This is a genomic window from Streptomyces montanisoli, from assembly GCF_017813245.1.
Lineage (GTDB): Bacteria > Actinomycetota > Actinomycetes > Streptomycetales > Streptomycetaceae > Streptomyces > Streptomyces montanisoli.
Window position 1 is genome coordinate 20,408 of sequence record NZ_JAGIQL010000074.1, and the last position, 11,407, is coordinate 31,814.

Consider the following 11,407-nt stretch of genomic DNA (forward strand, 5'->3'; position numbering starts at 1 on the left):
TCAGTTGTCAGAGAGCAGGGTACGGAGAGCCTTGCGGGCGCGGTTGGCGTCGACGCCGATGCACTTGGAGTACCAGTAGTAGGTCTCCTCGGTGCTCATGGCGTTGATGCCGGCGACGAGGGCTCGGACGCGCTGGTGCTTCTCGATGGGCTGGGTGGCCAGCAGGATCAGGGTCAGGCGTACGCCGTCTGGTTCGGCGAGCCGGATGGGTGCCCTGCGGGTGAAGGTCAGCACGCTAGGTCGGTGGCCCGATCTCCTCACCGCCGCGAAGAGGGCGTCGACGACGCGGCCTGTCTGCTGCGGAGTGAGGGTGGCGACCGCCGTGGCGAGGGCGGAGCCCACCTCGCCGAACGTCTCCTCGATGGTGAGGCCGTACGTCTCGCCGCGGCCGGGCTTCACGACGAGGCGGAAACCGCGGGCGCCGTCCACGGCAGCGAGCCGTCGGCTCGGAGCGGTCATCGCGCGCTGGAGCGTGGTCACTTGGTCACCTCGGCGCTCATCGTTGTGCTCTTCATGCCGAGCTTCTTGATGACGTCGTGGATCTGTGCGAACTGCGGGTCGTCGACGTCGAGTGCCGGGTCGAAGCGGAAGGTGAGGGTGACGTCGCCGACCATCTTTGTGGCGGCGGTGAACGCTTTCTTGGCGTGGCCGTAGGCCATCTGGAAGGCGGCGCGCTCCGCCGTGCCCTGGAACTGGATGCCGCCTCCGGTGAGCCCCTTGTATTCGGCGCGGATGGTGGAGCGGACGGTGATGGCCTGCTTCTGCAGCATGCCGAGCGAGGCGACGGCGAGGTCGATGTCGCTCGTTCCGGAAGCGGCATCCGCGCTCACCTTCATGGTGAGGGTCTTGATAGTTCGGATCGCGTAGTCGGAGACGGCGTCGAGCAGGGTCTGCATGGCTGCGCCGCCGGGACCGTTCGCGGCGAAGGTCTTGGAAGTGGCGGTGCGAGTGGGGACCTGGATGTCGATCTCGTCGGCGGTCGCGCGGGGCAGGACGTGGAGGCTGTCGAGGCCCTTGTCCTTGATCGCCGAGGGTGAGAGCGCCCGGACGCCGGCGGCAGGCTCGGTGTCGGTGACGACGAACCAGCTGTACTCGCTGGACTGGACGGCGGTGGCCAGCAGGTCGAGGACGTCTGTCTTGGTGGGCTCGCCGCCACAGGCTGCCTCGAGGCGAGCACGGAGGTCGGCACCGGTGAACTGGTCGCCGGTGAGTACCGAGCGGAGGTCGGCTTGGGTGGGTTTTCGGACCAGCAGACCGCGCTTCTGTGCCTCGGCCGTGGTCATGACCTCGGTGTCGGCGCTGAAGGTGATCGACATGCCGGCCTGGTTGTTGACCGTATAAGCCTTGCCGCTGGCCGAGTCGTAGTAGACCCAGCCGTCGTGGTTGACGCCGTTGATGATCGCGTCACGCAGCAGGGAGGTGTTGCGGACGATGGAGGCCTTGTGGTCGGCCCAGAAGTAGTCGGCGATCGCGGCCGTACTCGTGGCCTCCTTGTTGGCCCAGGTGCGGGTGCGCAGAAAGGAGGCCGTGAACGGACTGTTGCGAATCTTGTCCTCGTCCTCCAGCAGGGTGACGACTGACGATATGGCGTTCTTCGGGTCGCCCTGGGCCTGAGCGGGGAGCTCGCGGTGGCGCAGGTAGCCGGTGGCCTTCTCATCGGCCGGGTAGTAGATGTGTTTGAAGCACCGGGCGACCGCGATGCGCACCTGGAGGAGGGCCTCCATGTCGTAGGCCTCGACCTTATTGCGGACCCCCTCGCTGAACTGGCCCAGCCGGTGGGTATCGGCAGTGAGGTTCTTGGAGGCGATCAGGGCACGTGCCCGGTCCTTCAGTACATGGACCTGCTCGGCATCGGCCAGGGCGAAGACCAGGGAGTTGCGGTACTTGCGCGGCGTGCCGACCGATCCGGCCTTGTCGAGCATCTCCACGATCTGCGCCGGCGGCTGGTCGGCGTGGCCCGGGTCGACGGTGACGACATCATGGTCGAGCACGACCACGCGCAACGCGTCCTTGTCCGGAATTTCAGCAGGGCCTGACGGAAAGTGGATCGCGGTAACGCCACCGTCATTGGCGAAGGCCTTCTGTATCCGGCTGTCGACTTCAGCGGCGACCGCGGTGTTGGCGACGTTGCGCTTCTCGGTCTCGATGATGGCGTTGACGTTGGGCTCGATGTTGAAGCGCCAGCGAGCGCCGTCGTACGACAGGTGCCAGAAGACCCTCTCCGACTCGGTCAGCGCCTTCTCGAAGATGGTGGCGTCCTCGCCGGGGCGCAGGGTGCCGACCAGCCAGTCGTTGCGGCCCGCCCCTGCGGTGGAGACCATCTCCAGAGAGTGGGTGAACACGGTACGGGCTACACGGGTGGCGTAGGCAGGCTTGCCGGGGAAGACATCGGCGTCGACGGCAGCCGCGTGGGAGGCCATAGAAGCGAAGTCGCCCTTGGCCACGCTCGCGTACTCGGCGCGGCCGAGACCGTCGGTGAGGTGGTTGAGGACGGGCTCGTTGGAGTAGTCGATGTCGCCGACGTTGATGATCGCGGTGTCGTCATGGGTGGCGTAGATGTTGGCAACGACTTCGGCCAGGAGTTTCAGGGCCCCGCGTGCGCGCTGGAAGTTCGTTATGTTGCCCAGGCGCTTGTCGAGGACGCGGACCAGCTCGGGGTGGAACGGGTAGGTCTTGGTGACCAGGTCGCCATAGGACGTCGGGTGCTCGGCGCCGCCAGCGAGCTGCTCGGTCTTGGCGAGCTGCTGGTAGAAGTCCCTGTAGGCCTCCCCGGCCGCCCTGGCGGCGTCCTCGTCGACGGAGGCGAAGAGGCGTTTCTTGAGGATCTCCCCGATCTCGTTGTCATCGGCCGGCTTGATCACCGCGCTCGGCCGGACCGCACGGGTCAGCACGTCACCGGTCTCCTGGGCGGCCTTGACCGAGGCAGTGTTGGCGGCGTCGGCTTTCTCCCTTTCCTCACCGGTCAGCTCGCTGATCTCGGTGGTCTCCGCACCGAACGCATTGGTGGTCGCGGCAAGGGTGATGATGACCGAGACCCTGTTGGTCGGGTCGGAGGCGACCTCGAAGAGGTTGCCGAGGAAGACAGGGATCGCGCCGGCCATGCGGCGTACGTCCTCGCTGCCGGAGGAGGTCACGGCACGCAGATGCTTGGCGATCTCGTCGACGATCACCACCGTCGGCTTGCCACCGAAGGCGGCTTTGATCGTGGCGGTGCCAGGTGCCGTGCGTTGGGTGTCGTTCGCCTCCATCGCCGGGAACGCCTCGTCGCCGATCTGCGCGGCCATCTCACCCCACATCGTGTAGGTGCGATGCCCGCTGGTCTCAAGCCCTGCAGTGGGATCGAGTGCGTCACCGACCAGGGCCGCAACCTGGACCGGGCCGTCGGGAAGCAGAATCGGGTCGAGGAATCCGGCAATGTTGGACGGCCGGGCACCCTTGGCGAGGTGGTAGACGGCGGTCAGACCATGGGTCTTACCGCCGCCGAACGAGGTCGTCGGGCGTAGCACGCCGTTCTCCCCCGCCGTACCCTTCGCTCCGCTAAGCCGACCAAAGGCCTTGGTGAGCAGCGTCTTCAGGCCGCTTGTTGGGTAGGTCTGAGCGAAGAACGCTTCCGCATCACCGTACACGGGGTAGTGCTCCGCGTCGCGGACCACTTTGTCCAGTTGGGCTGCGAAGTGGTTGTCCGCCAACCCGCCTTCGAGGACATCATCACGAGCCACGCACGCATCACGCAGCGACACCAAACGTGCCACGAAACTCCCCCACCCCAGAAACTAACGGGCACTCAAAACTGTTGCTGTGCAGCCGTGTTCTTGCTTCAGCGCCAGACGACTCGTCAGCTAACCGGATTTGTGAGCTCTATGTAAAGACCGCGTGGACCTTTCATGACCAAAACGTTGCTCAACAGGTGCTGTGCCCGCCTGACCGGGGCCATGTGTGACTAGCCGTTCTGCACCGAGCCACCAGGACGATCGCGCAGCGATTGGGTTAAGCGTCCTGACTGGTAGCGAGCTGAGGCCCACCTTGGACAGCGGCGGGCCGACCCCGTCTTTGGCAGCATCTCCGAACGGTCGCGTCACGCTGGGGCTCCGGTCATGGAAGTGGCCCGACGGGCGGGGAACTCCCCAGAGGTCGTCCACCGCCGCTACGAAGGTTGTACCGACAGACACGAGGAGCTGGACGACCAGAAGATCGAGCAGGTCGTGAGGAGGGCGCATCCCGCCACGGGGTCCGCGTGAGCCACTCGCCACTCACTCGCGATCAGTGACTGACAACGACGAAGAGCCGGACTCAGTTGGACTGGGTCCGGCTCTTCATACGTGGCACTCGTGCAGGTCAGCGGGTTGATCACGCTGGTCTATGCGAAGTGCCCCCGGCAGGATTCGAACCTGCGCACACGGCTCCGGAGGCCGTTGCTCTATCCCCTGAGCTACGGGGGCGCTGCCGCCCCTCGGGGCGACGTCAGGAACCTTACCAGCTTCCGGGGCTCCCTCGTGAACTGGTATTTCGCGTTCACGCCGAGGTCTTCTTGCCCGTCTTCTTCTGCGTCTTCTTGCGCGGCTGCTTGCGGTCCTTGAGGTGCGTGACCTCGGCGTTCTCGTCGCCCTGCTCCCCTGCCGCCTCCTGGGCCGCGCGGACGCTCTTCTCCAGGGCCGACATCAGGTCGATCACCTTGCCGCCCCCTTCCTCGCGCGCCGGCGTCGGGGCGGGGGCGCCCTCCGCCTTGGCCGTGACCAGCTCCTCGACGGCCTCCCTGTAGTCGTCGTGCAGGGTGTCCAGGTCGATCTCGCCGAGCGTGTTCATCAGCGCGTCCGCCAGGTCGAGCTCCTTGTCGCGGACCGTCACACCCTCGTCGGGTGCCGCGCCCTCCGCCCCGCGGATGTCGTCCGGCCACAGCAGGCCGTGCATCGCGATCACGTCGTCCACCACGCGCAGCATGCCCAGCCGTTCGCGGCCCCTGAGCGCGAACTTGGCCACGGCGGCCTTCTCGCTCCTCTTCAGTGCCTCGCGGAGCAGCGTGTACGGCTTGGCGGCCGGCGCGCCGTTCGCCTGGAGGTAGTAGGCCGTCTCCATCTGGAGCGGGTCGATCTTGTCCGCCGCGACGAACGCGACGATCTCGATCGTCTTCGCCGTCGGCAGCGGCAGCGCCGCCAGGTCCTCGTCGGTGATCGGAATGAGGGACCCGTCGGCGTCCTCGTACCCCTTGCCGATCTCCGCCGTGGTGACCTCGTGGTCGTCCAGCTCGCACACCTTGTGGTAGCGGATGCGTCCCCCGTCCTCCTTGTGGATCTGCCGGAAGGACACGGAGTGGTTCTCGGTCGCGTTCATCAGCTTGATGGGGATGCTGACCAGCCCGAAGGAGATGGCGCCGTTCCAGATCGATCGCACTGTTCACCCCTTTCGAGAGTTGTGGCCGTATTGCGTGGGATTCTTAGTTTATGACGCCTATCACGGAGGTGGAGGGGCGGCGGCTCACGCTCAGCAACCTCGACAAGGTGCTGTATCCCGCCACGGGCACCACGAAGGGTGAGCTCCTGCACCACTACGCCCGTACGGCCGCGCCCCTGCTGGCCCATCTCGCCGGCCGCCCCGCCTCGTTCCTGCGCTACCCGGACGGTGCGGAGGGCGAGACGTTCTTCTCCAAGAATCCACCGCCCGGTACGCCGGACTGGGTGAAAGTTGCGGACGTCCCGCGCTCGGCCCGCCGCGGAGGCGACCGGGGCCGCCAGGTCGTCGTGGACGGGCTCGCGGCCCTGATGTGGGCGGCAAACCTCGTCGTGGAGTTCCACACGCCCCAGTGGCGGGCCGCCGCCCCCGCCGTCGCCGACCGCATCGTGTTCGACCTGGACCCCGGCGCCCCCGCGTCCGTCACCGAGTGCTGCCGCGTGGCCCTGTGGCTGCGGGAACGCATGGACGCCGACGGCCTGCACGCCTACGCCAAGACGTCCGGCGCCAAAGGGGTGCACCTGCTGGTGCCCGTCAGGCCCGCGCCCTCCGCCGACGTGTCCGCGTACGCCAAGAGGCTCGCCCAGGAGGCGGAGGCGGCGATGCCGTCGCTCGTCGTGCACCGGATGACGCGCTCCCTGCGCCCGGGGAAGGTCTTCGTCGACCACAGCCAGAACAGCGCGGCCAAGACGACCGCCACCCCCTACACCGTCCGCGCGCGCGAGAGACCCACCGTCTCTGCGCCCGTCACCTGGGACGAGGTGGCCGCCTGCGCCGAGGGACGCGCGCGCCTCGCCTTCCTCATGGACGACATCCCCGGACGGCTGGACGAGCACGGGGATCTGATGGCGCCCCTGTTCGAGGGCGGTGCGGCGCTCCCCTCGTGACGGGCCGCTACCCGCGGAGAGGAGTGTCAGTGGCGTGCGGGACACTCATCAGGACGGCGCATCAGGCACGTCCCCCATCCGAAGGAGTCATTGCGATGATCATTCTGTTCGGCACCAGGACGTACCTGCAGCAACTCGCCATCCTCACGCTCGTCTGCGGCCGTTGCGGCAACCCGTCAGCGCACACGCTGCGCAAGCGGGTCATGAAGTTCACGCTCTTCTTCATCCCGCTGTTCCCGATATCCACCAAGTACGCGACGCAGTGCACGTTCTGCGGCGCCGAGCAGCAGGTGCCCAAGGAGCAGGCGGACGGGCTCCTCGCCACGGCCGCCCAGGGCGGCGCGGGCGCCGGGCAGCCGCAGCCGGGGGCCGGGCAGCACGCGCCGCACGGGAGCGGTCCGGCCGCATAGGGGCGGCCGCCCGGCGGGCGCGCTCGCGCGCCCAGCACGGAATCGCGTCGAGGGCAACTCAAGAGTGTGCACACAGCGTGAAGTTTTGCGGGCTCAATGTGACGAAACTAGCGTGAATCGGGCGAGCCACTGGCCGGAATCGCCGGCTTCTCGCCCCCTCAGGTCACCAGGAGTAACGATGCCACGGCGTTCCCTCGGCCTCCGTGCCACCACTCTCGCCGCAGTCACCCTCGCCGCCACCGCCGCCCTCGCCACCGTCCCCGCGGCCGCCGACGAGACCCCGGCGAACCACACCACCCAGAGCCAGCAGGCGCCGCGCGACCCGCAGGCAGCGAACCACGCGCAGGCCGCGAACCACGCGCAGGCGCCGAACGGGCGTCAGCAACCGGCCGGCCAGGCGTGGAACGGAGGCCACGACGACGGCGGCCGCTACAAGGGCCGGGTCGTCGCCCACGGCGGGCTCTACCTGCGCGACAAGCCGACGCGCAGCAGCCGCGTCATCGGCCTGGCGCAGTACGGCAGCATCGTGCACATCTTCTGCAAGACGCGCGGCGACAACGTCGACGGGAACGACCGCTGGTACCTGCTGACGGACGGCACCTGGGCGTGGGGCTCCGCGCGGTACATCGACAACATCGGGCCGGCTCCGCGCTTTTGCTGACCTGTCAGGCACATGAGTGAGGGCGACAGAGCCGAGCGCCGTATCGACATGCCTTATATCGTTACATAAACAGACATAAGGCATGTCTGCTTGCTACGTTGCCGCCATGTCCGCACCGACACAGCCCGCGCCCCGTGCCCCCGCTGGCCGGGGCGTCGAGCTGCTGCTCCTCGTCTGCGCCGTCCTCGTGGCGGTGTCCGGGTACGCCGCCGTCGGGCTCGACAGGGACGGCGCCGTGCCGCCCGACGTCGCCGGGTACGCCCTGGGGCTCGGGGTGCTGTCGCTCCTCGCGCACCTCGTGGTCCGCTTCCTCGCGCCGCACGCCGACCCGCTGCTGCTGCCCATCGCCGTCCTGCTCAACGGGCTCGGGCTCGTCCTGATCTACCGGCTGGACCAGGAGGCGTCCGGCGATCCGTCGGCCCCCACCCAGCTGGTCTGGTCGGCGCTCGGGATGGCGCTGTTCATGGCGGTCGTCGTCATGGTGCGCGACCACCGGGTGCTCCAGCGGTACGCGTATCTGTCGGTCGTCTGCGCCCTCGCCCTGATGATCGTGCCGATCCTCTTCCCCGCCGTGAACGGCGCCAAGATCTGGATCAGGATCGACCAGCTCTCCATCCAGCCGGGCGAGTTCGCCAAGGTGCTGCTGGCCCTCTTCTTCGCCTCGTACCTCGCCGCCAACCACCGCACCCTCGCCTGCACGGGCCGCCGCTTCGGGCGGCTGCAACTGCCGAACGGGCGGGTGCTTGGACCACTGGTCACCGTGTGGCTGCTGAGCGTCGTCGTCCTCGTGTTCGAACGTGACCTCGGCACGTCACTGCTGTTCTTCGGCGTCTTCGTCATCCTCCTGTACGTCGCGACGGGGCGGACCGGCTGGATCGCGATCGGCCTCCTGCTCGCCGCCGTCGGCGCGTTCGCCGCGGGGTCGCTCGAACCGCACGTGCACAACCGGGTCGAGGACTGGCTGCACCCCTTCGCCTCCATCGACGCGGGCATCGGCCCGGGCCAGCTGGCGCAGTCGCTGTTCTCGTTCGCGGCGGGCGGGATCACAGGGACGGGCCTGGGCCTCGGCCACTCGACCCTCATCGGGTTCGCGACGAAGTCCGACTTCATCCTGGCCACGGCGGGCGAGGAACTGGGGCTCGTGGGCCTCAGCGCGATCTTTCTGCTGTACGGGCTGATGGTGGCGCGCGGCCTGCGCACCGGGCTCGTGTCGAGCGACCCGTTCGGCCGGCTGCTCGCGGTGGGGCTGTCGTCGCTCCTCGCGCTCCAGGTCTTCGTGATCGCCGGCGGCGTGATGGGGCTGATCCCGCTGACCGGCATGGCGATGCCGTTCCTGGCCCAGGGCGGTTCGTCCGTGGTCACCAACTGGGTGATCGTGGCGCTGCTGATGCGCATCAGCGACTCGGCGCGCAGGCCGCGGCCGGCGGAGGCGCGGGAACCGGCCTACGGCTCCGGCCGGCCGTCGTCCGGCGGGGACTCCGGCCCGGACTCCCCCCGCCGCCCGGCTCTGCTCGTCCTCACGCCGGACGCCCGGCGGGCCGGCCGGCAGAAGGCCCGGGAGAAGGTCCTGGAGAAGGTCCTGGAAACGGTGCGGCTCGGGGGGCTGCGGCGTGCGAGGGCGCGGCTCGGGGGGCTGCGGGACGCGAAGGCACGGCCGGTACGGGCCGCGAACGCGGTCGAGGGGGCGCCGCCGCCCGGCTCCGGCGCGCGTGGCGCGGACGCCCGGTCGCGTGTGCCCGTCCTGGACGGAGGCGCCGCGCACGGCGATCGGCGTGCCGCACAGCGGTCCGGCGCCGCGGCGCCGAAGGCGGAGACGGGGACGAGGCCGAGGGCGGAGACGAGGGCGGGCGCGGGCGCGACCGCCATGGCGCGGGGCCGGGACGCCCGTACCGCGGTCCCGACCCTGGAGACGGACGCGGCCGCCACGGACGGGCCACTCGGCGGGGACTCTGCCGACCCGGAGTTGGCACCGGCCACGAGCACGACATCCGCCGCAGCACCGGCATCCGCCGCAGCACCGGCACCGGCCTCTGCACCGGCACCGGCACCGGCACCGCGTGACGCCTCGGCCCCCGACCAGGACGACGCGGACGCCGCGCGGTCGCGCGCCAGGACGCCACGGCCCGTGCTCGGGCCCGGAGACGAGCCCGGCGGCTGGTGGAGCGGCAAGTTCCGGATCGTCCGGCGGGCCGCGGGCAGCCCGCGCCAGAAGTCCGGCACACCCGAGCGTGCCCACGCACCGGAAGGCGGCAAAAGGTGACCCGTCAGATCAGGCATACCGCCGCCTTCTGCCTCCTGCTCCTCGTCGCGCTGCTGGCCAACGCCGTGCGCGTGCAGGGCGTCGAGGCCGAGAGCCTGGACAAGCACCCCGGCAACCCGCGCCCCACCGTGGATCGGTTCGGCAGGCCACGCGGCAACATCCTGGTGGACGGCTCGCCCGTGACCGGCTCCCGCGACACCCACCAGCGCCTCAGGTACGAGCGGACGTACACCCAGGGCCCGCTGTATGCGCCCGTCACCGGCTATGTCTCGCAGACGTACGGCTCGACGGGGATCGAGAACGCCGAGGACGGCATCCTCGGCGGCTCCGACCCGCGCCTCGCGCCCCTCTCGTTCTCCGGCGACCACCCCCACGCGCGCAGCGCAGGCGGCCAGGTCGTCACCACCATCGAGAAGCCGGCGCAACGCGCCGCCTACGCCGGGCTCAAAGGGCGACGCGGTGCCGTCGTGGCGATCGAGCCGGCGAGCGGACGGATCCTCGCGCTCGTCAGCAGCCCGTCCTACGATCCCGGCGTGCTGTCCGGCACGGGGAGGCGGGTGACGGACGCGTGGTCGCGCCTGAACCACACGGACACGCAGCCCATGCTCAACAGGGCGCTGAGACAGAGCTACCCGCCGGGATCGGCGTTCAAGATCGTCACAGCGGCGGCCGCGCTGGAGTCCGGTGTCGTCAAGGACGTGGACGCGCCGACCGGCATCCCCGCGCCCTACCCGCTGCCCGGCACGGACACGAGCCTGCCCAACGAGGCGGACGGCTGCGGCAACGCGTCGCTGAAGTACGCGATCACCTGGTCGTGCAACACGGTGATGGCCGGGCTCGGCGTGAAGGTCGGCCTGGCGAAGATGGTCGGCACGGCCGAGAAGTTCGGCTTCAACGACCCGTCGCTGCGCATCCCCTCCCCTGTCGCGGCCTCCCGCTTCGACCAGCACATGAGCCCGGACCAGCTGGCGCTCTCGTCCATCGGCCAGTACGACACGACGGCGACGCCGCTCCAGATGGCGATGGTCTCGGCGGCCGTCGCCAACGGCGGGGTGCTGAGGTACCCGCGCCTGGTGGACCACACGGAGACGGCGTCGGGCCGGCTCGTGTCGCGTGACCCGGACCGTACGTACAACAAGCGGGTGATGAGCCCGGCGACGGCGCGGAAGCTGCGGCAGATGATGGTGAACGTGGTGCGGGCCGGCACGGGCGGCAAGGGCGCGATCAAGGGCGCGACCGTGGGCGGCAAGACGGGCACGGCCCAGCACGGCGTGCACAACGCGGGGCTGCCGTACGCATGGTTCATCGCCTGGGCGCAGGCCAAGGACGCGACGTCACCGGCGGTGGCGGTCGCGGTCGTGGTGGAGGACGCGGAGGCCGACCGGGCGGACATCAGCGGAGGCGGGGTGGCGGCGCCGATCGCGAAGGCGGTGATGAAGGCGGCGCTCGCGCGGGACCGCGCGGGGCGCGGGTAGCGCCCGGCACGTCCCCGTGCGGGCTCGGGAGCGCCCGCCCCGGGCAGGGCGGGGCCCGTCGGCCCTTACCCGCGCCCGTGGTGCACTCGGCCCGCCGCGTCGGGGCCGAACCCGGGCTCCCGCTTGGCGCTCGGCGCCGGTAGCGCCAGGACCGAAGAGCACACCACTGGACTTCAGTGACGGATGCATCTGGTCTGCCGTCTTCTTCGTGAGAGAAGGGGGGGGGGGGGGGGGGGGGGGGGGAGGGGGGGGGGGGGGGGGGCGGGGGG

General features: G+C 69.7%; 6 protein-coding genes, 1 tRNA gene and 2 pseudogenes. 5 read left to right on the plus strand and 4 right to left on the minus strand.

Translation table 11 applies throughout. The features are described from left to right. The 4 genes and pseudogenes from JFN87_RS18615 to ku all read right to left on the minus strand — a co-directional run. Positions 1-480 (minus strand): DUF7680 family protein, encoded by a 480-nt coding sequence (locus JFN87_RS18615; RefSeq protein ID WP_209341394.1) that lies wholly within the window; start codon positions 478-480, stop codon positions 1-3. After that, positions 477-3,752 carry an ATP-binding protein gene (locus JFN87_RS18620; RefSeq protein ID WP_209341396.1) on the minus strand — a complete coding sequence of 1,092 codons (3,276 nt, stop codon included), beginning with the start codon at positions 3,750-3,752 and terminating at the stop codon, positions 477-479. The genes JFN87_RS18615 and JFN87_RS18620 overlap by 4 nt, the downstream gene beginning before the upstream one ends. Before the next feature lie 615 nt (positions 3,753-4,367). Further along, positions 4,368-4,439 (minus strand) — tRNA-Arg (locus tag JFN87_RS18625). 76 nt (positions 4,440-4,515) lie between these two features. Then, a pseudogene (gene ku, locus JFN87_RS18630) lies at positions 4,516-5,388 on the minus strand (non-homologous end joining protein Ku); the annotation flags it as partial. Positions 5,389-5,438: 50 nt separating this feature from the next. Between ku and ligD the strand changes: the two are divergent. The 5 genes and pseudogenes from ligD to JFN87_RS18655 all read left to right on the plus strand — a co-directional run bounded on the left by ligD (position 5,439) and on the right by JFN87_RS18655 (position 11,138). Beyond that, positions 5,439-6,332 carry a non-homologous end-joining DNA ligase gene (gene ligD / locus JFN87_RS18635; protein ID WP_209341400.1) on the plus strand — a complete coding sequence of 298 codons (894 nt, stop codon included), beginning with the start codon at positions 5,439-5,441 and terminating at the stop codon, positions 6,330-6,332. Positions 6,333-6,430: 98 nt separating this feature from the next. Further along, on the plus strand, positions 6,431-6,742 hold the full coding sequence (locus JFN87_RS18640) for a zinc-ribbon domain-containing protein (RefSeq protein WP_209341406.1): 312 nt from the start codon (positions 6,431-6,433) through the stop codon (positions 6,740-6,742). Positions 6,743-6,920: 178 nt separating this feature from the next. Beyond that, complete coding sequence (locus JFN87_RS18645) at positions 6,921-7,403, plus strand: SH3 domain-containing protein (RefSeq protein WP_209341402.1); 483 nt, start codon at positions 6,921-6,923, stop codon at positions 7,401-7,403. A 106-nt stretch (positions 7,404-7,509) separates the two neighbouring features. After that, positions 7,510-8,832: pseudogene (locus tag JFN87_RS18650) on the plus strand (FtsW/RodA/SpoVE family cell cycle protein); the annotation flags it as partial. A gap of 827 nt (positions 8,833-9,659) precedes the next feature. After that, positions 9,660-11,138 (plus strand): penicillin-binding transpeptidase domain-containing protein, encoded by a 1,479-nt coding sequence (locus JFN87_RS18655; protein ID WP_209341404.1) that lies wholly within the window; start codon positions 9,660-9,662, stop codon positions 11,136-11,138. Positions 11,139-11,407 lie beyond the last annotated feature (269 nt).

Excerpts from the sequence above, each read along its gene's own strand:
- ligD (WP_209341400.1), top strand. The coding sequence starts at position 5,439 with ATGACGCCTATCACGGAGGTGGAGGGGCGGCGGCTCACGCTCAGCAAC.
- JFN87_RS18645 (WP_209341402.1), top strand. The coding sequence starts at position 6,921 with ATGCCACGGCGTTCCCTCGGCCTCCGTGCCACCACTCTCGCCGCAGTC.